The 18,142-nt window shown below is 66.3% G+C and carries 22 protein-coding genes and 1 tRNA gene; 12 read left to right on the forward strand and 11 right to left on the reverse strand.

Annotation, left to right across the window (positions count from 1 at the left end; translation table 11 throughout):
• Positions 1 to 39: 39 nt before the first annotated feature.
• A complete protein-coding gene (locus JUB11_RS20210) occupies positions 40 to 453 on the reverse strand; it encodes a response regulator (RefSeq protein ID WP_207460385.1) in 414 nt (137 codons plus the stop codon).
• Here JUB11_RS20210 and JUB11_RS33230 point away from each other — a divergent pair.
• From JUB11_RS33230 to JUB11_RS20225, 4 genes are all read left to right on the forward strand, one after another.
• Complete coding sequence (locus tag JUB11_RS33230) at positions 452 to 583, forward strand: hypothetical protein (RefSeq protein WP_282189117.1); 132 nt, start codon at positions 452 to 454, stop codon at positions 581 to 583. The genes JUB11_RS20210 and JUB11_RS33230 overlap by 2 nt on opposite strands.
• Positions 584 to 927: 344 nt before the next feature.
• Positions 928 to 1,647, forward strand: a complete 720-nt coding sequence (locus JUB11_RS20215) for a Crp/Fnr family transcriptional regulator (protein WP_207460386.1) — start codon at positions 928 to 930, stop codon at positions 1,645 to 1,647.
• Positions 1,648 to 1,792: 145 nt separating this feature from the next.
• Positions 1,793 to 2,116 carry a hypothetical protein gene (locus JUB11_RS20220; protein WP_207460387.1) on the forward strand — a complete coding sequence of 108 codons (324 nt, stop codon included), beginning with the start codon at positions 1,793 to 1,795 and terminating at the stop codon, positions 2,114 to 2,116.
• 92 nt (positions 2,117 to 2,208) lie between these two features.
• The gene (locus JUB11_RS20225; RefSeq protein ID WP_207460388.1) at positions 2,209 to 2,661 is read left to right on the forward strand and encodes a response regulator; all 453 of its coding nucleotides are present in this window, start codon (positions 2,209 to 2,211) and stop codon (positions 2,659 to 2,661) included.
• A gap of 166 nt (positions 2,662 to 2,827) precedes the next feature.
• On the opposite strand, the gene JUB11_RS20230 is transcribed toward JUB11_RS20225, so the two are convergent.
• The 4 genes from JUB11_RS20230 to JUB11_RS20245 form a co-directional block, all read right to left on the reverse strand.
• Entirely contained in the window at positions 2,828 to 3,922 is a 1,095-nt protein-coding gene (locus JUB11_RS20230) for a cytochrome-c peroxidase (RefSeq protein WP_207460389.1), read from the reverse strand.
• A gap of 74 nt (positions 3,923 to 3,996) precedes the next feature.
• Complete coding sequence (locus tag JUB11_RS20235; RefSeq protein WP_207460390.1) at positions 3,997 to 4,503, reverse strand: hypothetical protein; 507 nt, start codon at positions 4,501 to 4,503, stop codon at positions 3,997 to 3,999.
• Between the two features lie 187 nt (positions 4,504 to 4,690).
• Complete coding sequence (locus JUB11_RS20240) at positions 4,691 to 5,239, reverse strand: cysteine hydrolase family protein (protein ID WP_207460391.1); 549 nt, start codon at positions 5,237 to 5,239, stop codon at positions 4,691 to 4,693.
• Between the two features lie 142 nt (positions 5,240 to 5,381).
• On the reverse strand, positions 5,382 to 6,305 hold the full coding sequence (locus tag JUB11_RS20245) for an MBL fold metallo-hydrolase (protein WP_247887195.1): 924 nt from the start codon (positions 6,303 to 6,305) through the stop codon (positions 5,382 to 5,384).
• Between the two features lie 100 nt (positions 6,306 to 6,405).
• On the opposite strand from JUB11_RS20245, the gene JUB11_RS20250 reads away from it, so the two are divergent.
• On the forward strand, positions 6,406 to 7,395 hold the full coding sequence (locus tag JUB11_RS20250) for a helix-turn-helix domain-containing protein (protein WP_207460392.1): 990 nt from the start codon (positions 6,406 to 6,408) through the stop codon (positions 7,393 to 7,395).
• A gap of 68 nt (positions 7,396 to 7,463) precedes the next feature.
• Here the strand turns inward: JUB11_RS20250 and JUB11_RS20255 are convergent, their stop codons facing one another.
• A complete protein-coding gene (locus JUB11_RS20255) occupies positions 7,464 to 9,719 on the reverse strand; it encodes a CheR family methyltransferase (protein ID WP_207460393.1) in 2,256 nt (751 codons plus the stop codon).
• Positions 9,720 to 9,913: 194 nt separating this feature from the next.
• Between JUB11_RS20255 and JUB11_RS20260 the strand changes: the two genes are divergently transcribed.
• Positions 9,914 to 10,138: a hypothetical protein gene (locus JUB11_RS20260; RefSeq protein WP_207460394.1), complete on the forward strand. Its 225-nt coding sequence runs from the start codon at positions 9,914 to 9,916 to the stop codon at positions 10,136 to 10,138.
• Positions 10,139 to 10,185: 47 nt separating this feature from the next.
• On the opposite strand, the gene JUB11_RS20265 is transcribed toward JUB11_RS20260, so the two are convergent.
• On the reverse strand, positions 10,186 to 10,935 hold the full coding sequence (locus JUB11_RS20265) for a Crp/Fnr family transcriptional regulator (protein ID WP_207460395.1): 750 nt from the start codon (positions 10,933 to 10,935) through the stop codon (positions 10,186 to 10,188).
• 188 nt (positions 10,936 to 11,123) lie between these two features.
• Between JUB11_RS20265 and JUB11_RS20270 the strand changes: the two genes are divergently transcribed.
• A complete protein-coding gene (locus JUB11_RS20270; protein WP_207460396.1) occupies positions 11,124 to 11,534 on the forward strand; it encodes a response regulator in 411 nt (136 codons plus the stop codon).
• 61 nt (positions 11,535 to 11,595) lie between these two features.
• On the opposite strand, the gene JUB11_RS20275 is transcribed toward JUB11_RS20270, so the two are convergent.
• Positions 11,596 to 11,808 (reverse strand): hypothetical protein, encoded by a 213-nt coding sequence (locus JUB11_RS20275; protein ID WP_207460397.1) that lies wholly within the window; start codon positions 11,806 to 11,808, stop codon positions 11,596 to 11,598.
• Between the two features lie 644 nt (positions 11,809 to 12,452).
• Here JUB11_RS20275 and JUB11_RS20280 point away from each other — a divergent pair.
• The 4 genes from JUB11_RS20280 to JUB11_RS20295 all read left to right on the forward strand — a co-directional run bounded on the left by JUB11_RS20280 (position 12,453) and on the right by JUB11_RS20295 (position 15,555).
• Positions 12,453 to 12,785 (forward strand): type II toxin-antitoxin system HicB family antitoxin, encoded by a 333-nt coding sequence (locus JUB11_RS20280; RefSeq protein ID WP_207460398.1) that lies wholly within the window; start codon positions 12,453 to 12,455, stop codon positions 12,783 to 12,785.
• Between the two features lie 93 nt (positions 12,786 to 12,878).
• On the forward strand, positions 12,879 to 13,664 hold the full coding sequence (locus JUB11_RS20285) for a HAMP domain-containing sensor histidine kinase (protein ID WP_207460399.1): 786 nt from the start codon (positions 12,879 to 12,881) through the stop codon (positions 13,662 to 13,664).
• The gene (locus JUB11_RS20290; RefSeq protein ID WP_207460400.1) at positions 13,661 to 15,199 is read left to right on the forward strand and encodes an ATPase domain-containing protein; all 1,539 of its coding nucleotides are present in this window, start codon (positions 13,661 to 13,663) and stop codon (positions 15,197 to 15,199) included. Before JUB11_RS20285 ends, JUB11_RS20290 begins: the two co-directional genes overlap by 4 nt.
• Entirely contained in the window at positions 15,196 to 15,555 is a 360-nt protein-coding gene (locus JUB11_RS20295) for a response regulator (protein ID WP_207460401.1), read from the forward strand. Before JUB11_RS20290 ends, JUB11_RS20295 begins: the two co-directional genes overlap by 4 nt.
• 175 nt (positions 15,556 to 15,730) lie before the next feature.
• On the opposite strand, the gene JUB11_RS20300 is transcribed toward JUB11_RS20295, so the two are convergent.
• The 3 genes from JUB11_RS20300 to JUB11_RS20310 form a co-directional block, all read right to left on the reverse strand.
• Positions 15,731 to 16,357: a hypothetical protein gene (locus tag JUB11_RS20300; protein ID WP_207460402.1), complete on the reverse strand. Its 627-nt coding sequence runs from the start codon at positions 16,355 to 16,357 to the stop codon at positions 15,731 to 15,733.
• Positions 16,354 to 17,166 carry a hypothetical protein gene (locus tag JUB11_RS20305; protein ID WP_207460403.1) on the reverse strand — a complete coding sequence of 271 codons (813 nt, stop codon included), beginning with the start codon at positions 17,164 to 17,166 and terminating at the stop codon, positions 16,354 to 16,356. The genes JUB11_RS20300 and JUB11_RS20305 overlap by 4 nt, the downstream gene beginning before the upstream one ends.
• A 509-nt stretch (positions 17,167 to 17,675) precedes the next feature.
• Positions 17,676 to 17,759: transfer RNA gene (locus JUB11_RS20310), tRNA-Leu, on the reverse strand.
• A 205-nt stretch (positions 17,760 to 17,964) separates the two neighbouring features.
• On the opposite strand from JUB11_RS20310, the gene JUB11_RS20315 reads away from it, so the two are divergent.
• Complete coding sequence (locus JUB11_RS20315; protein WP_207460404.1) at positions 17,965 to 18,132, forward strand: hypothetical protein; 168 nt, start codon at positions 17,965 to 17,967, stop codon at positions 18,130 to 18,132.
• Positions 18,133 to 18,142: the final 10 nt, after the last annotated feature.

Consider the following 18,142-nt stretch of genomic DNA (forward strand, 5'->3'; position numbering starts at 1 on the left):
AGTTGGGAACTCCGCGCACGGCCTGCAAGCTGTAATCCCCTAATCCTCCGCGAGAAGGGAAGAGGTGGGTTGTTCGGTCCCTTGCGTTGCCCTGTCCTCAAGAACGGCCTGAAGAGTCTTGACTAGGTTGTCGAACGGGAACGGCTTTTGAATGATCACCAACCGCTTCGCATCTTCGGGCTGAATGGCGTCGGCGTTGGCCGTCATCACCACGACGGGAAGAGCGGGGCGGCTTTGCCGGATCCTTCGAACCAATTCGGTTCCGTCCATGACCGGCATCCTCAGGTCGGTGACCAGGATGTCGGCCGGGTCGTTCGCGTCGGCCTCCAACGCTTTCTTGCCATTGGATGCCGTCGTAACCCGGAATCCTCTCCCTTCCAGGGAGGCGGACAGAGCTTGCGCGATGAGGAATTCATCCTCGGCGATGAGGATGTGCGGAGGGACGACGGACATGAGCGCGCTCTTCTGGATCAGGAAGAGCGCACGTATCTCTCAACCACCCGCGCCTGAAGGGACCGAGCAAGTGACGGTGCTGTTGTACGCTTCCGCACGCTTCACCACCATCGGAATCATCCTGTCCTGACGGGGGAGGCTCCGCCCGGCAGGACGTTCCCCACACCAGACCCCTTCGGAGAGCCGAGGTCTGGACCCTCGTGCCTCGGACCGGATCCTTCATGGTCCGTCACCAAGGTCGGCACACCCCCGTCCTCGAAGCACGGCAGCAATCAGGAGACGGTTTCTTCCTGCCCGCCTGCGGGCTTTGCCCCGACGTCCCGGGTTCCTTCCGGGACCCGCCGTTCCGCTTCGACCTGATCGCGGCTTGCAGACGGCGGCCCGAGGCTTTAAGTCATCCTCATTGCCCACCACGATCCTGGCCGTGGGCAACCGAGAGATGCGTGTGCTCCCGCTGAAAAGAGGGGGGCGCACATGGCCAAGATCGAGCAATCCGCCGTCCGCAACCGGCTTCTCGCCGCCTTGCCGCCAGCCGACTTCGGGCTCCTGGCCGGGTCCCTCACGGCTGTGGATCTGCCTTTGAAGCTGCCGCTGCTCGAGGCGGATGAACCCATTCCGGCCGCCCATTTCATCGAAACCGGCATGGCCTCTTACATCTGCTACCTGGCGAATGGAGGGATGCAGGAGGTGGGGCTCGTCGGCTCGGAGGGCATGGTCGGGTTGCCGATCGTTGTCGGCGTCGAGCGTGCCGCGCACGGAGCCATCGTCCAGATGCAGGGCACGGCCTGGCGCATCGACGCAGCCGCCTTGAGGCAGGCGTTCCGCGAGAGCGATCCGCTGCGCACCCTCCTGTTCCGCTACGCGCTCGCGCTTCACGGCCAGACCGTACAGAGCGCAGCCTGCAATGCTCATCATGTCCTTGAGGAGCGCCTCGCCCGCTGGCTGCTCATGGCGCATGACCGTGCCGGGGGCGACCGGTTCCCGATGACGCACGAGTTCATGGCCATGATGCTGGGGGTGCGCCGCGCCGGCGTGACCATCACCGCGGGCGCCCTGAGGCAAGCGGGCCTGATCAGCTACGCGCAGGGCCAGATGACCGTGCTCGACCGGGCCGCCCTGGAGGAAGCCTCCTGTGAGTGTTACGGCATCGTCCGTGGGCAGTTCGAGGAACTCCTCGGCTCGAAGCGCGGGTGATGGCGGCAGCGTGCCGAAGGTCCCGACCGGCGGATTTTCCGTGCCGCCTCACGCAAGGTTTCAGAGCCGGGCGGGACGGTTTGCGATGAAGAGGAGGGCTGCCGGTGGTATGAGCCCTGTCCAGCGGAGCTGGAGACCGACGGCCATGGACAAGCAGGACGGCGCGCCCGATCCGGATGCGGCGATGTTGGCGGAAGAGCTGCGGCGCGCCATCGGCACCTTCGTGCGGACGGTCCGCGACGACGCCGACGGGCCGAAAACGGCGCAGTCCGAAACGCTCGGGCTTCTGGAGCGTTGCGGCGCCATGAACATCGCCAGGACGCCCGGCAGCGTGTTGATCCCCCAATGCTCCGCGCAGTGGCCGCCGGCGCCCCGGACGATGCCGATGACGTCGATCCGGACGGGCCGCCCGGTCGCGTCGATTCCCATGACGGGGCCGGCGGTGTCCGGCGAATGCGCAAAGGAGTAGGGCGCGAGTCTCTCGGGGGGAGATGTCCGCTACCGGACAGCCCTGTCCCCCTTGACGCCTCATGCTTCCGGAAACGCCGATGGGAGCAGACCATGCCGAGCCTTAGCGACACTGCGTTTCCAGCCTCGACCGCCTGCCCGCCCGACATGCTGAACGTTGGGGTGCTGGCCGTCTTCATGGACGATGATCCGGCCCAGCGCATGGCCCTCGCCATGCTGGCGGAGGTGTGGGGGTACCGGGCCCTTGCCGGGGCCGCGCCGAAGGATGTCCTTCCGGACGTTCAGGCGGCGTCCTGCACTCCCGGCATCATCATCGTGGATTTCCGCCTCAGCCAGGATCTGACGGCCTATGATGCCGTCGCGGAGTGCAACGCGGCGCTGAACTGCGCTCCTCCCGTCATCGTGGTGACGGGCGACACGTCCCAGGAGTTGCGCGAGAACGTGCAGCGCTGCGGCTGGCGCATCCTTCACAAGCCCTTCCCACCCCACGCTCTTCAGGCACTCATGGCGGAAATGGTTCTGGAACGGCACGGAGCGCGGGCGTAAGGGCGGTCTGCCCTCCTCGTTGTCGTAAAGCAGCCGCGACAGGGTGACGCGGCATGTGGTGCTCCGGCCGCGCCGGTCGAGCCCACCGTCTCCCGTTCGACTGCGTTTTATGAGATCCTTCCCAGGCGTAGCGGGACACCGGACGCATCCGGTGCCCCACAGGTTATCAGCGGATCGGCACCGCCTTCTCGACGGCGTCGGTCTTCTCGAGCGAGTTCTTCACGAGTGGCTCGGGACGCGGGGTTTTGGCCGTGCTGACCGGCAGCATCGGCATCTCGACCCGCGGCTGTTCGCCGGTGAGGGTGTTGAGGAAAGCCGTGATGGCGTCGACTTCAGTTTTCGAGAGTTCCTTGCCCAGCTGGCTGGTGCCCATGATGGCAACCGCCTGTCCCAGATCCCAGACCTTGCCGGTGTGGAAGTAGGGCGCGGTCAGGGCGACGTTGCGCAAGGGGACGGCGCGGAAGACGTACTCGTCCGAGGCCGTCTTGGTCACGGCGAAGCGGCCCTTGTCGTTCTCCGGCAGGATGTCGCTGCCCGGACGCTCGACCACGCCGAACGGGAAGTAATCCTGCCCGCCGAGGTTCACCCCGTTGTGGCAGCTGGAACAGCCCGTGTCCATGAACAGGCGCAACCCCTCCTTTTCCTGGGCGCTCAGCGCGTTGGCGTTGCCCTCGAGATATTGGTCGAAGCGGGAGGCCGGGGTGATGAGCGTCGCCTCGAAGGCCTCGATGGCTTTGGCGACGTTGTCGAAGGTGACGGCGTCGGACTCGCCGGGGAAGGCCGTTTTGAAGCGCTGCTCGTATTCCGGCATGCTCTTCAGGACCGCAAGGACCATCTCGGGTGTGGCCGCCATCTCGACGCCTGCCTGGATCGGTCCCTTGGCCTGCGTGCGCAGATCCTCGGCGCGGCCGTCCCAGAACTGGGCGGCGTTGAACACCGAGTTCAGAACCGTCGGGGAGTTGCGGGGTCCTTTCTGCCAGCCATGGCCGATCGAGGTTTCCAGGTTGTCATCGCCGCCCATGGCCAGGTTGTGGCAGGAGTTGCAGCTGAGGATGCCACTTGCCGACAGGCGCGGGTCGAACCACAGCATGCGTCCGAGTTCGGTCTTCTCGCGCGTGACCGGGTTGCCCTGCACCGCCGGGACCATGGAGGGAATGACCTTGAAGGCCTCGTTCGCGCTCTTCAGCAGGTCGTCCTCAGCGGCTATTGCCGGGCTGGACAGCAGCGCCAAGGCGGCGATGGAAAGAAGTGCTTGTTTCATCAGGCTGCTCCAGATTTCACGCTTGGTTAACAGGCCATCTTTCCCTTGGCTCAGGGCATTCACCTTGATGTGGATCAAGGCTCCGCATCCTTTGCCCGAAGAGAGTCGCGCATGATCCCCGCCGCCTGACCAACACTGCCGCCAAACGAGTCATGCGCGGCATTGCCCTGACCCGGTAATCCTGGCTGTTCGTCGGTTCTGATCGCGGCAGCCAGCAAACCACCTTCGTGAACTGCCTGATCGAGGCACGACACGGTTCGATGAAGCGTTTGCGTCCGAAGCTGTTCGAGACGGACAAGGAACGGGGACCTGAGCTCAAGGGGGCGCCCGCGCCCGCGCCCGTCACGCTGGCTCCCGTTCTCCAGGTCCTGCCGGGGGCCTGGCACAGCGCACACGTCGGCTTTGAAGGGGTGGCCGTCGGGAAAGCCGTCGTCCAGAAATGCCGACAGCTCCATGAGCTGGTCCGGAAACTCCTCCGCGCCGATCCGACCCCGCCGCAGGGCGGCGGCCGTGTTCAGGTCCGTGCCGGGCGCGCGGCCGATGCCCAGATCGATGCGCCCCGGCGCCATCGACGCCAGCAATCTTTCGACCGTTCAGCCGCAGGGGTTGTGCAAACCCACGCCAAACCCCGCCCATTGGGCAAGCCTGGCAACTGTCGCAGGCCTGCCAAGCCTTCCGCAGGCTGAACATCCTTTGCCGGCTGCGGCAAAGTCGGGAATGAACAAGGACTGGCGCGAGCGGAACACCGCTGCGCCAGCCGGTGGATCATCAGCGGGAGAGGAACTCGTTCGTTCCGATCACCTTGCCATAGGCAAAAGCCAGCGCCGCCATGTTTGCGGAATGGACTTGGGAAGCCGGAACCGTGGTGCCGTCGAACTCGACGTCTCGGGTGGCGCAGGCATCATGGACGACAACGGTGTCGTAGCCGAAGTCCGCGGCAGCCCGAGCCGTCGCGGCGATGCACATGTGGCTCATCGCCCCGACGACGACGACCTCCTCCACGGCCTGCTCGTCGAGCATCTGCTTCAGCCCGGTTTCGCGGAACGAGTTCGGATGGTTCTTCAGAATGACGGTTTCGGTCCCGGCCGGCTGGACGAGGGGGTTGATCCGCGCGCCCTCGGTGCCGGGGACGAAGAAGGGCGCATCGGGGGTCGTGAACTCGTGACGGACATGGATGAGGATGTCACCCTCGTCCCGAGCCTTCCCGATCACCTTGGCCGCATTGGCGGCTGCCTCTTCGATGCCCTTCAAGGGCCACTTTCCAGAGGGCCAGTAGTCGTTCTGGAGGTCGACGACGACGATCGCACGCTTTTTCATGATGCTTTCCTGTCTGTTCAAAGGATTACTGTTTCGATGGAGATGACGGTTGGCGCTGAAATTCTTCAAGCCAGCCGGCGCTGTCTGCCCGCATCTTCCTGGGAGGACGAAACGCCCACCCCGATCGGGCGGGCGTCATGGATCAGAACTTCAGGGTTTCGCCATCGGCCGGGATCAGCACGCGATCCTCGATGCCATTCTGCTGGACATACTCCTGCAGATCCTTGCGGCTCAGGTCCATGTGGTTGATCGCATCCAGATGGACCGCGACGATGGTCGCGTCCGGCGCGGCGCGGGTTGCGCGGAGCACGTCGTCCTTGCTCATGATGATGGCTCCGGCGTAGCCGACCAGACGAGCTTCGCCGGCGTTCAGGATGACCACATCGGGCTTGAACCTGGCCAGGTTCTGCTCCACCTCGCCGCGCCACACGGTATCGCCGACGAGGTAGACGGTCGGCGAGCCCTGTGCCTGAAAGACGACACCCATGGCTTGGCCCAGGAACCCCGCCAGCCGGCTGTCGGCGTACATCTCGTCGGTGCCGTGCTGCCCGCCTGTCCTGGTCAGGCGCACGCCTTCGAAAAGGGTGCTCTCACCGATCACGCGCACGTCGGTGAAGCCCTGTGCGCGAATGATCTTGGCGTCGGACTCGTTCTGCACGATCAGAGGCATGCCTTTGGGAAGCAGCCGATGCTCGCCACCGTCCCAGTGGTCGAGGTGGGTATGGGTCACGATGATCGCATCCACGCCCTTCAGGACGTCTTCGACCGGCATCGGAAGCTCGACCAGCGGGTTGCGCAGATTGCTGCGGAACGTCCCTTCAAACCCGGGATAGGCCCCCTTCTTCGCAAGCATGGGATCGACAAGGAAGGTCTTGCCCGCGTAGCTGATTTTCGTCGTGGCGTTGCGGATGTGCTGCATCCGCACTGCCGACGTGGGGGACGTCGAGTTGGCCTCGGCGGCGGCTTGTGCCGATACGCTTGCTGCACCCATGGCCACGGAAAGCGCGATGGCACGGACGACGGTCATTGGCTGCATGTTGCCGCTCCAAAAGACGACGTGGATCATGGACGGCATTGTGTGCAAGCCAGCCCTGCCGTAAAAGTGACCCGGGAGCCAATCATCGAAACTATCGGGCCACCGCCCCGGGGATCACCGCCCAATGCCAATGCCCGTTCCCACCGTTGCGCTGATCGTGCCTCCCCAAGTCAGCCCATTCCATTTTTCGGTGCCGTACATGGTGTTCAACACGGAACTGCCGGAAGGGCGCCTGTTCGAACTGAAGATCGTGGTGCCGGGCGGCCAGCCGCTGGCGGCCGATCGCGCACTGACGGTGTTTCCGGACGGGGGGCTGGAACTGACGGACACGGCGGACATTCTGGTCGTGCCCGGATGGCAGGATCTGAGCACTCCGCCTCATCCCGAACTGGTCGAGGCTCTGAAGCGCGCTCACGCGCGCGGGGCTCGTGTCGTGGGGCTGTGTTATGGAGCGTATGCGCTCGCTTATGCGGGGTTGCTCGATGGCAAGCGAGCCTCCACTCACTGGCTGGGCGAACAGGATTTCGGCAAGCGCTTTCCGCGCGTCAAGCTGGACTTGAACGCTCTTTATGTTGAAGAGGACAGGCTGATCACGTCAGCAGGCACCGGCGCGGGACTGGACTGTTGCCTGTATATCGTGCGCGAATATCATGGTCCAAAAATAGCGAACAAGATCGCGCGCTACTTGGTCATACCGCCCCATCGAGAAGGTGGGCAGGCGCAGTTCATCGAGCAGCCGATGGCGGTGTCAACACAGGACGCACAGGTCAACCGGCTTCTCGATCATCTGCGCGAGAACCTCGCCCATCAGCACACCCTTGACGAACTGGCGGCGCGAACGGCGATGAGCCGAAGGACCTTCACGCGCCATTTCAGCAAGGCAACCGGCATGACGCTCGTCGAATGGCTTGTGAATGAACGGTTGCAGAGAGCCCGCGAACTGCTTGAAACCACATCGCTGCCGGTGGAGAGGATTTCTGATCTGGTGGGGTTCCAAACGCCCGTGTCACTCCGGCAGCATTTCAGGAAGCGCTTTCAAATCAGCCCGAGAGACTGGCGCCAGACATTCGGCGAAAGGGGAGTGAACCGCACCGGCTTTCCCGAAGTCTGTTTGGGTTGAGGCACGCCGCCATCGCGGCGTCCTCGGCTCGAGCCTGGCAGCGCGCTCGGGCGCGCCGCCTGGAACCGTCAGGGCGCTTCCGCCCCCGTCAGGCCCAGGCGCTGGCGTTCGCGGGTGGTGTGGAGGAGGGCGAGCAGGATGGGGGGCTGTTCGCGGCCGAAATACTGGAGGCAGGCCTCCACCGGATGGCGGGTGCCGTCGCGGCTTTCCATCTCGGTCTCGAAGACGATCTCCTCGCGGTCGCCGGACAGCAGCGGGGCGATCAGCGCGCGGAACTGCGGTTCCGACACGCTGGGCATCAGGTCGTGGATGGCGATCCGGCGGAGCTGGTCGAGCTTGTAGCCGAGCTTCGCCTCGGCACCCGCGTTGACGAGGTGGAAGCGCAGCGTGTGCGGGTCGAGGAAATAGACCTCGTTCAGCGACTGGCCCAGGATGCGGCCGAGATAGCCGGCGAAGGCCTCGTTGCGGACGCGTTCGGTCACGTCCTCTATGATGACGACGGCACCGCGCATCTCGTCGCCGTCATAGATCAGCGGCGACAAGGTGACCCGGCACACCATGCCGCGCCCGCGCCGGTCGAGCGCGTCCGTCTCCATTTGGACCTGGTCCGTCTCGCGGCCGAGCAGCCGCTGCAGGTCGGCGCGCAGCTTGTGGACCGGAAAACCGATGTCGAGGTCGAGAAAGGCCCCGCCGGTCACCTCCTCGCCGCGCAGGCCCCAGAGGTTCTCGTTCCAGCGGTTCCAGGAGCGGATGCGCATCTCGCCGTCCAGCACGGCGATGCCGACATCCATGCTGCGCAGCAGCGATTCCGCGTAGCGGCGGTATTCCGCCGTCTCGTCGCCGTAGCGGCGCAGCTCCTCGTTGGCGACCTCCAGCTCCTCGTTCGTGGAGCGGAGTTCCTCGTTCATGGTCTCCAGCTCCTCGTTCGTGGACTGAAGCTCCTCGTTGGTCGTCTCCAGCTCCTCGTTCGTGGATTGAAGCTCCTCGTTCGTGGTTTCCAGCTCCTCGTTCGTGGACTGGAGTTCCTCGACCGTCGTCTCCAGGCTTTCCTGCGCGGCTTCCAGCTCCTGCTGGAGGTGATGGGTGCGGGTGGTGTCGGTGAAGGTCAGCAGCGTGGCGAAGACCTTGCCGTCGCGCCCGGCGAGCGGCGCCACCTCCGCGCTCAGCCGCATCGGATCGCCCGGCGGGCGGTGGTAGTCCAGCTGTTCGATGCGGACGGGCCGCCCGCCCTGCAGCACCTCCTCGATCCGGCTGCGCATCTCCACCGGCCGGTAGGAGATGGAGAGATCATGGAAGGGCCGCCCGATGTCGTTTTCCGTCACGTCGAACAGGCGGCGGGCGTGGGCGTTGGCGAAGACCAGCAGCCCGTCGGTGCCGACCGCCAGACAGGCGGCCTGGCTGTGGTCGACGATGGCCTCCAGCATGCGGGAATGGAGATTGTTGCGGCTGGTCTGGGCGTCGGGCGCCACCGTCAGGCTGCCGCCCAGGCTGCGGCGCCATTCCTGCGGGACCTTGCGGAAGATGCGGCTCTTCAGGTCCACCGGTTCGAACATCTTGGAACGGGCGAGCTGGGTCTCCGCCTTGCCCAGGAACAGGTGCCCGTCGTTGACCAGCGCGTAGTGCAGGCGCGGCAGCACCACCTTCTGCGTCTCGGATTCCAGATAGATCAGCAGGTTGCGGCAGACCAGCAGGTCGATGCGGGAGATCGGCGCGTCGGACACGATGTTGTGGCGGCCGAAGATCACGCATTTGCGCAGCTCGCGCTGGAAGACGAAGCGGTCGCCGCTGCGGTGGAAGTATCTTTCCAGCAGGTCCGGCGGCACGTTTTCCACGTCGCGGGAGGTGTAGGCGGCGTGGCGGGCGGCGTTCAGCGCCCCTTCGTCCAGGTCCGTGGCGTAGATCTTCACCCGGCGGCAGAACGCCTCCGGACCCAGCAGCTCGGCGAAGAGGATGGACAGCGAATAGGGCTCCTCGCCCGAGGCGCAGCCGGCGCTCCAGACGCGGATCGGGTCGCGGTCGCCCTTGCGGGCCAGGATCCTCGGCAGGACCTCCGTCTTCAGCACCGCCCAGGGTTCGGCGTCCCGGAAGAAGGAGGTCACGTTGATCAGCACCGTGTTCAGCAGGTCGTTGAATTCCTGCGGGTGCGCCTCCAGGAAGGCATGGTAGGCCGGATAGTCCTCCATCCCGACCTCCTCCATCCGGCGCCGGATGCGGCGCTGGAGGCTCGTGCGCTTGTAGCCGCGAAAGTCGAGGGCCCGGTTTTCTTGGATGTAGAGGATCAGCGATTCGAATTCGGGATCGGTCGACGTGTCCTGGACGGCCATATGCGGTGCCAATGCTTTCGGTGACGGCGCCTCCCGGCGCGTTCCGCATGATAGACGCCATGGCGTGTTTCACAAGCATGGCGGCCGGTCCGGCCCCGTCCGCCGCGGGCAATTCCTCGCTGCGTTCGATCCTGTACAGACGGCCCGTCCGCTTCGCTTCACCTTGGCCGATCAGGGGAGCGGCTGACGGCAGGGTGCGTGTGGTGGTGGACGAGGCGGATGAGGTGGAGGATGTCCGGGAGGTCCGGTTGCAGGATCTGATCGAGCGCGCCCGCGAGAATGTCCAGCGCGCCCGCCGCGCGGTGGAGCGGTCGCGGGCGCTCCGGGAGGTTTCCGGAAAGCAGCGGCGCGCGCGGGCGGCACGGCGCCCGGATGACGGCCCGGAAGGGCCGGGTGCCCCGGATGCCCCGGACGAATAGGATGGCGCGGGGCGGGGCGGCGAACAGAGGTTGGGCGGCTCCGGCGCTCATGCGCCCGTGTCGCCGGCCCGGTTGCCGCTTCCCGGAACGCCGTCCGGGTATTTTGCCCCGTCCGGCAGCAGGCGCCGGAACTCCTCGCGGATGATGCGGTAACAGTCGCAGGAGGCGTCCTCCAGCCCGGCCGGGTCGACGATCGTGAAATGGCCGCGCCGGTGGCGGATCAGCCCGGCGTTCTGGAACAGGTTGGCGGTGATGGTCACGCCGGCCCGCCGCACGCCGAGCATGATGGCGAGATATTCGTGGGTCAGCGGGAAGTCGTCCCCGACCCGGTCCCGCGTCATCAGCAGCCAGCGGGCGCAGCGCTCCTCGATGCTGTGCAGGCGGTTGCAGGCCGCCGTCTGGGCGACCTGGTTGAAGTGCCCCTGGGCGAAGCGCAGCAGCTTGATGCGCAGCCCCTCGTTCCGGCGCATGGCGGCGGTCAGCGCCGAAGCCGGCATCCGCCAGCCGTCGCCGGGGACTTCCATGTCGCACTGGCAGGGCATCCGGTCGCATTCCAGCAGGACCGGCGTGCCGACGATCCCCTCCCGCCCGATGGTCCCGACCTCCACCGCGTCGCCGTCCGGCAGGACGTTGATGAGGGAGGCGCAGCCGCGCTCGACGAACCAGACATGGCCGATCGGCTCGTCCGGATGGAAGAAGGTCATCTTGTGCCGCATCTCCACCGGTTCGAGATGGGGGCGGACGAGCGCCTCCTCCTCGGGCGTGAGGCTGGCCAGGATGAAGTTGCGGCTTTCCATGGGCACGGCTTTCCGATGGCTGGGCCTTTGGCGGCCTTCCTGGGGTTTGGCTGCACGGTCCAACAGATGAAAAAGCCCTATGGCACCGCTGATGGGTACGGAAACGGACGAACCGGGCGCGCGGATTGCCTTAAGAAGAGGCGGAGTCGCGTCCGAGGCGGACCGGCCCGCAGCCGAACAGGAGCCGCATGGAAGCGCAGAACAACGCCGCCCCGGTCGTCGCCCTCCTGGAGGATGACGACCAGGTGCGGTTCGCCGTGACGGCCCTGCTGGGATCGAAGGGGATCGAGACCGTCGCGGCGGCGGTGGGGGCGGAGCTTGCCGGGATGATCATCGCGCGCGGCGTCCGGCCGGCGCTGCTGATCGCCGATTACCGGCTGGGCTCCGCGACCGCGCTGGAGGAGGTGCCGGCGGTCCTGCCCGCCCTGGCCCCGGATGCCCGCGTGATCGCCACCACCGGCGACACCTCGCCCGCGACGCGGGACCTCATCGAGGGGAACGGCTGGGGCCTGCTCATCAAGCCCTACAAGCCGCAGGAATTGCTGGCACTGGTCGCGGAGTCCCGCGCGGCGACCGAAGGGGCGGTCGGCCCGGCCTGACGGCCGGGAGGGGAACGGCGGGCGGCGCCCGCCGGAATTGGCGCTGGAACGCGGCGGGGGATCAGCCCTCCGCCTCGCCGCCGCCCTCGCGCGGGGAGAAGGCGAAGAAGGCGCGGATGCTGTTCCGGTCCCGCTGGATGTTCAGGAACAGGTTGTCCCGGTCGGCGATCGCCTCGGCCGCGATGCGCGCCGTCTGGAATTCCTCCTCGCTGCCGAAATTCAGCAGCGTCGCGGCCTTCATCCTCGCCGCGTTCTCGAGCGCCTCGATGTGCATCCTGGGTTCCGATCCTGAACTGTCCCGAAAGCCGACAGCCCAACATCTTTCGCCCCGGACTTCAACCCCACGGGCGCGCCATCCCACGATGCGGGAAGGGAGGGGGGTGTTTGGAGGGGGGCGGGGCGGCGGTTGCTGGAGGTGAGGCGGTTTTCTGGTTTCCACCGTGGTTCCGCAGGGTAAGGGATCGCTGAACAAAGCCCGGATTCATCAACAGGCAACCACACCACCGTCATCCCCGCGGACGCGGGGATCCAGGGTTTCCAACGGTTTCGCTTTGGGAAGGACTGGATTCCCGCTCTCAAGCAAACTTCGTTTGCTCTGACGCGGCAGGCGAATGCCAGAAGCATTCGCCAAGAGCGTTTCGCGGGAATGACGAAGAGGGAGGTTGCAGTCTTCGGCAAGACGGGCCGATGTGCAAAAGTTAACGACTATGCGGGAAAGCGGGGATCCAGAAGTCCGCAGAACGAATGCCGTGGAAGAGTCCTGGACCCCCGCTTTCGCGGGGGTAACGGGTAAGTTGTTGTTTTTCTTTACATTTCAACTCTGGAAGATATGTACGCTCCATAGTGTTTCACGGGGGTGACGGCTACATGGTTGCGTGTTCCTATAGGCATATCAGGCCGTACTCTCTGGATCGTGACATGCCCGAATACGTAGCCCTGCTCCACAAATCCCCGGGTTCCTGTCACGGCGTCATGTTCCCCGACTTTCCCGGCTGCGTGAGCGCGGGCGAGACTGTGGAGGACGCGTTGCGCATGGGGGCCGAGGCGCTGGCGCTGCACATGGAGGGCATGCGCCGGGATGGCGAGGCCGTTCCCGAGCCGCGGACGCTGGAGGAGATCCGGGCGGCCGGCGAGGCTTGGGTCATCTGGGAGGGGGCCATCGCCGTGCTGGTGGAGCCGAAGGACGGTCGCGCCCCGGAACCCCTGCCGCCCCGGCCTATTCGCATTAGGCCCTCGAACCGAAGGCCCTGAACGTCCGGCCTATGCCTTTCCAACCGTATACAAACACCCCGCCGTCCGTACTATGGGCCGAGATGAAAGATGCTTATGGCCCCAGGGTTATTTTTGACCGATCCATCCCCCAGCACTGACCGGCCCGGCAGCCGGGAGGACGAACTCGCGGCCCGCGTGGCGGAGCTGGAGGAGGCCGTGCGGGCGCGGGACGATTTCCTCGCGATCGCCGCGCATGAGCTGCGCAACCCCATGCACGCGCTGAGCCTTCACCTGGGGCTGGCCCAGGCGCGGGCGGCCAGGCTCGCGGACGCGGAGCTGATCGGGACGCTGGACGGGGCCGGCCGGTCGCTCGAGCGCTACATCGAGCGGGCGACGGTCCTGCTCGACGTGTCGCGCGTCAACGCCGGGCAGCGGGCGCTGCACCTCCAGGATCTCGATCTCGCCGCCCTGGTCCGGCAGGTTGCCGGCGGCCATGCGGCGGAGGCCGCCTACACCGGCGCCGCCTTGCTGCTGGACCTGCCGGACAGCCTGTACGGCCGCTGGGACGGGATGGCGGTGGAGCAGATCCTCGGCAACCTGCTGTCCAACGCCATCAAGTACGGCGCCGGCGGGCCGGTGGAGGTAACGCTGGCCCGCCGGGAGGCCGAGGCGCTGCTGACGGTGCGCGACCATGGCCCCGGCATCGCGGCGGAGGACCTGGAGCGCATCTTCGGGCGGTTCGAGCAGGTGGTCTCCCGCGCGCCGCGGGCGGGATTCGGGATCGGGCTCTGGCTTGTCCGCTCGCTTCTGGAGGCGCAGGGCGGTAGCATCGCCGTGCAGAGCCGGCCGGGCGAGGGCGCCGCCTTCACGGTGCGGCTGCCGCTTGACGCAACACCCTTCGGACATCAGCGCCCATGACCAACGCGCCGGCCACGGCCCCCGAGCATCCGCCCGCCCTCGACCGCGTGCCGAGCGGCATCCACGGGCTGGACCTCATCCTGCGCGGCGGCTTCCTGAGGGGCGGCGTCTACATCATCCAGGGGGTGCCGGGTGCCGGCAAGACCATCCTGGCGAACCAGATGTGCTTCACCCATGTCGCGTCGGGCGGGCGGGCGGCCTATGTCACGCTGCTGGCGGAGTCGCACACGCGCATGCTCCAGCACCTGCGCCCGATGTCCTTATTCGACGAATCCGCGATTCCCGAGCGGCTCTATTACGTCAGCGGCTTCAAGACGCTGGAGGATGAGGGGCTGAAGGGGCTGGTGGACCTGCTGCGCCGCGAGATCCGCGGCCAGAAGGCGAGCCTGATGGTGCTGGACGGTCTGGTCGCGGCGGAGGAGACGGCGGGCTCCGACCGCGAGTTCAAGAAGTTCGTCCACGAGGTGCAGACCCACGCGGCGATGCACGACTGCACCGTGCTGCTGCTGACCAGCGGCAAGCCGGGGCCGGTGCGGGCCGAGCACACCATGGTGGACGGGCTGATCGATCTGGACGACCAGGTGTTCGAGGTGCGCACCGAGCGCGCGCTCCAGGTCCGCAAGTTCCGGGGCAGCGGGTCGCTGCGCGGCCGCCACCCGTTCCGCATCACCACGGACGGGCTGGTGGTCTATCCGCGCATCGAGGCCGTCTTCGGCACGCCGTCGGCCCAGGACCGGCCGACGCACGACCGGATGGCCTCGGGCATCGACGGGCTGGACGGGCTGATCGGCGGCGGGATCGTCCGGGCCAGCACCATGGCCCTGCTGGGCTCCACCGGCATCGGCAAGACCACCTTCGGCCTGCATTTCCTGGCGCGGTCGAGCGAGGCGGAGCCCGGCCTGATGTTCGGCTTCTACGAGACGCCGGAGCGCCTCCGGCTGAAGGCCGCAGCGCTGGGTCTGGATTTCGAGGGGCTGGAGAGGAGCGGCGCCCTGGAGATCGTCTGGCAGGCGCAGGGCGAGAACGTGCTGGACGAGCTGGCGCACCGGCTGCGCGACGCGGTGCGCCGGCGCGGCGTGCGGCGGCTGTTCGTGGACGGGCTGGGCGGCTTCGTCGAATCGGCCGTCCATCCGGAGCGGATGAGCCGCTTCTTCTCGGTCCTGTCGAACGAGCTGCGGGCGCTGGACGTCACCGCGATCTACACGATGGAAACGCGCGAGATCATCGCGCCGACGCTGCAGGTTCCGATCAACGGCATCTCCTCGCTGGTCGAGAACATGGCCGTGCTGCGCTTCGTGGAGGCGCGGGCGCGGACCCGGCGCCTCTTATCCATCATCAAGACGCGCGACAGCGATTTCGACCCGGCGCTCCAGGAGTTCGAGATCACCGGGCGGGGCCTGCGCATCGTCGGGCCCTTCGCGCGGTACGAGAACCTCCTGTCCGGCCAGGCGCACGCGCCGGACGCGCCTTCGCCGGATGCCTCCGCGCCGGGTGCCGGCCCTTCCGAACCGCCGCCCGGCCGGGGTGACGCGTGAAGACGATCCTCCTGGTCGAAGACGAGTTCGGCATCGCGACCGCCTTGACGCTGATCCTGGAGGATGAGGGATACCGCGTCTTCTCCGCCGCCAACGGGCGCAAGGCGCTGGACCGCATGGGGGAGATCGCGCCGGACCTCGTGGTCACGGACTTCATGATGCCGGTGCTGGACGGGGCGGCGCTGGGCCAGGCGCTGCGCGCCGACCCGGCCTGGAAGGACATCCCCATCGTGATGATGAGCGCCGTGCCGGAGGAGTCCGTCGCCAAGCGCTTCGACGGCTACACCGCCTTCCTGCGCAAACCCTTCACCCTGCCGGGCTTCCTCGGTCTCGTGACCCGGATCCTGGGGGACTGAGGCGGAAGGGCATCAAAATCAAAAGCCTGGGAGATGGTGCGGGCGGCGGGGTTCGAACCCGCATGCCATGGACGAAGGATTTCAAGCCCTTTTCAGATCGCTGCGGCCGGGGAGTTCCAAGGTGCGGCGGCGGACAGGCGGAAGCTTGATGCCGGACAGGGAAAGGGCTGCTCCGTCACGTGGCCTTGGAGGCCGGGAACGCATTCAGCGCGGCCTTCGCGCGATCGGCGAACTGATCGACGCGGGCGGCCAGGGAGACCGGATCACCGAGTTCGGCGAGGTCGATCCACTCGCCATAGACGCACACGCCAGTGGCTTCATCGAATAGGGCTTCCCGGTCGTCGGGCCAGTGGTTGACCTCCACCACGACGTTTGAATGCCATGAGGGCGAATCTTCACGCTTGCGCCGGTACTCCAGCAGGTAGAGACGCAACTCGCTGCGGCAGTCCTCGGGCGGCAGGAAGCGCGACGGGTCCGGCTCAAAATTTCCGTTCCGGTCCTTTTCGGCCTTCAATCCGGTATCCGACACGATGTCAATGTACAGGAATTGGTCGCCGATCTCCGCAGGTTCCGTCCCCCGATAACCTTCGAAGCCGATCAGGCTGAACGGCAGCGCATCCCACATCCATTTGGATTCGATGCCCTGGTCCGGCCGGTCGAACTGGTATTCGATGCGGTAGGGAGCGAAGCCCAGCCGCTCGCGGATCATGGCTGCGATGTGCACCACGCGCTTCTGATAGCCCCACAGAAGGCGGTAGGCGCGGCGCACGTCGAGCAACGCGCCGGAGAGGTCCTGGCTCATGATCGACCCTCACGATGGAAGACGGACGGGGCGGTGGTGATTCCGCCGTGGGTGTCAAGAACGGGGAATGGGCGGGGCCACCGGGGAAAAGCCATCTCCGCCCCAGCGCCCAGGCGCAGACCGGCCCATGACCCGGCCAGCATGTCGATCAGCCAGACCGGCCGCGTCACGCGGACGCCATGCATCGCCAGCCCCTCGCGCAGGTCGCGGAGAAGGCGGCGGTGCTCCGGCTGGTCGGGAAGCGCGCGGTCCACGAGTCCGAACAGGTCCAGCCACGACGCGTAGCCGAGGCGGAAATCCTCTTCGTGATCCTGCCCGGTGGTCTCGCGGATGAACGCCAGCGCTCCTCGGCGGAGATCATCGACCGTTTCCGCGCGGCCGTCTCGCAGGCCTGACACGGCCAGCATCCACACGGGCTTTCCCGGATAGCGCCGCCGCGTGGCCAGCCATTCCCGTCCGATTTGATCGGCCTTCTGGCCGGTGCCACGGTCGAAGCGCTTGGCCTCGATCACCAGGACGCCAGTGTCGAACTCGATGGCGACGTCGGGCTCCACCGTCTTGCGCGGGTCTTCCGCTTGCGGCAAGGGCCAACAGGGCCAGAAGATCACCTCCTGAACCACGCGCGGCGTCGGCGGCATGCCCGCCCCGCTCCACAGCGCCGGATCGAACAGGACGCGGATCAGCGTGGCATCGGGCAGGTATGCCAACCGTTCGAACACGGTCGCGGTCGTGGTGTCCTCCAGCAGGCGGACATCGTCGCCCTCGTTCCCGGAGCGCCGCAGCTTGCCGCGCAGGCAAGCGTTCAGCATGGCGCGTCCCCAGCCCGCCGCCGCCCCCGCCGAGGCTTATCCGCCCCAGCCGCCGCCCGCTCGGCGCGGATGCGCTCCAGCAGGACGGAGGCTGGCTCGTCCTTCGGGTCATGCCGGACCAGTTCGCCCCGGAAGGCCTTGGCGAGGATGGATTGGTTGAGGTTGGGGAGGCGGGCGCGAATCTGCCCAACCGTTTGATCTGTCCTTTCAAGCGATGCCAATGCACGGCCGCATCGCTGAACAATTACCGCCTGCGTCGCGTACACGCTGGTTCCTTAGTATGCCTCTATGGCGAATCACCATAAGGTTTACCGCTTTACGACCTGCGCGTGAAGGGTAGGGGATGCGCGTTCGCGTACCCTATGGAAAGCCGCGCCAACATGCGCGCTAGACCTGAAGAGGATGCAAATTTGTCGTCGGGGCCATATAGATCTAAAGGTGATGCGCATCGCGTAGCCGTTTCCCTAAATGGAAAAAGGCAACCTTAAGCTAATGGTCTTCCGGGAGAATGGTGCGGGCGGCGGGGTTCGAACCCGCATGCCATGGGCGAGGGATTTTAAGTCCCTTGCGTCTGCCAATTCCGCCACGCCCGCACTGTGCCAACCGGCCGTTCCAGCAGAGGGATACCGCCCGGTTTGGTTGAACGCATTGATCTGTATCACACCAGACCTACCCGAATGACTTAGACCGTTCGTGCTGGTCCGGTCAAGGGGGTCAAAAGTCGGATTCCGCGACCCGATATGTTGGGCGGAAATCCCCTTCCTCCTAACGTTTCTGCCAATTCCGAAGGACAATACGATGGGAAGCGTCGATTGGATCAGTGTCATCGCGCTGGCGATGGTGGCCGTCCTGGTCGTGCCCGGCGCGCTGGCGCGCAACCGGGGCACCTGGCTGCCCTACGCCGCGGTCTGGCTGGGGGTGATCGTGGCGCTCGTCTGGGGCTACGACCGGTTCGGGCCGTTCTGATCCAGTCTCC

The organism is Azospirillum sp. SYSU D00513, from assembly GCF_017356015.1.
Lineage (GTDB): Bacteria > Pseudomonadota > Alphaproteobacteria > Azospirillales > Azospirillaceae > Azospirillum.

Excerpts from the sequence above, each read along its gene's own strand:
- JUB11_RS33230 (WP_282189117.1), top strand. The coding sequence starts at position 452 with ATGAGCGCGCTCTTCTGGATCAGGAAGAGCGCACGTATCTCTCAACCA.
- JUB11_RS20210 (WP_207460385.1), bottom strand. The coding sequence starts at position 453 with ATGTCCGTCGTCCCTCCGCACATCCTCATCGCCGAGGATGAATTCCTC.
- JUB11_RS20215 (WP_207460386.1), top strand. The coding sequence starts at position 928 with ATGGCCAAGATCGAGCAATCCGCCGTCCGCAACCGGCTTCTCGCCGCC.
- JUB11_RS20220 (WP_207460387.1), top strand. The coding sequence starts at position 1,793 with ATGGACAAGCAGGACGGCGCGCCCGATCCGGATGCGGCGATGTTGGCG.
- JUB11_RS20225 (WP_207460388.1), top strand. The coding sequence starts at position 2,209 with ATGCCGAGCCTTAGCGACACTGCGTTTCCAGCCTCGACCGCCTGCCCG.
- JUB11_RS20230 (WP_207460389.1), bottom strand. The coding sequence starts at position 3,922 with ATGAAACAAGCACTTCTTTCCATCGCCGCCTTGGCGCTGCTGTCCAGC.
- JUB11_RS20240 (WP_207460391.1), bottom strand. The coding sequence starts at position 5,239 with ATGAAAAAGCGTGCGATCGTCGTCGTCGACCTCCAGAACGACTACTGG.
- JUB11_RS20245 (WP_247887195.1), bottom strand. The coding sequence starts at position 6,305 with ATGATCCACGTCGTCTTTTGGAGCGGCAACATGCAGCCAATGACCGTC.
- JUB11_RS20250 (WP_207460392.1), top strand. The coding sequence starts at position 6,406 with ATGCCCGTTCCCACCGTTGCGCTGATCGTGCCTCCCCAAGTCAGCCCA.
- JUB11_RS20255 (WP_207460393.1), bottom strand. The coding sequence starts at position 9,719 with ATGGCCGTCCAGGACACGTCGACCGATCCCGAATTCGAATCGCTGATC.
- JUB11_RS20265 (WP_207460395.1), bottom strand. The coding sequence starts at position 10,935 with ATGGAAAGCCGCAACTTCATCCTGGCCAGCCTCACGCCCGAGGAGGAG.
- JUB11_RS20270 (WP_207460396.1), top strand. The coding sequence starts at position 11,124 with ATGGAAGCGCAGAACAACGCCGCCCCGGTCGTCGCCCTCCTGGAGGAT.
- JUB11_RS20275 (WP_207460397.1), bottom strand. The coding sequence starts at position 11,808 with ATGCACATCGAGGCGCTCGAGAACGCGGCGAGGATGAAGGCCGCGACG.
- JUB11_RS20280 (WP_207460398.1), top strand. The coding sequence starts at position 12,453 with ATGCCCGAATACGTAGCCCTGCTCCACAAATCCCCGGGTTCCTGTCAC.
- JUB11_RS20290 (WP_207460400.1), top strand. The coding sequence starts at position 13,661 with ATGACCAACGCGCCGGCCACGGCCCCCGAGCATCCGCCCGCCCTCGAC.
- JUB11_RS20300 (WP_207460402.1), bottom strand. The coding sequence starts at position 16,357 with ATGAGCCAGGACCTCTCCGGCGCGTTGCTCGACGTGCGCCGCGCCTAC.
- JUB11_RS20305 (WP_207460403.1), bottom strand. The coding sequence starts at position 17,166 with ATGCTGAACGCTTGCCTGCGCGGCAAGCTGCGGCGCTCCGGGAACGAG.
- JUB11_RS20315 (WP_207460404.1), top strand. The coding sequence starts at position 17,965 with ATGGGAAGCGTCGATTGGATCAGTGTCATCGCGCTGGCGATGGTGGCC.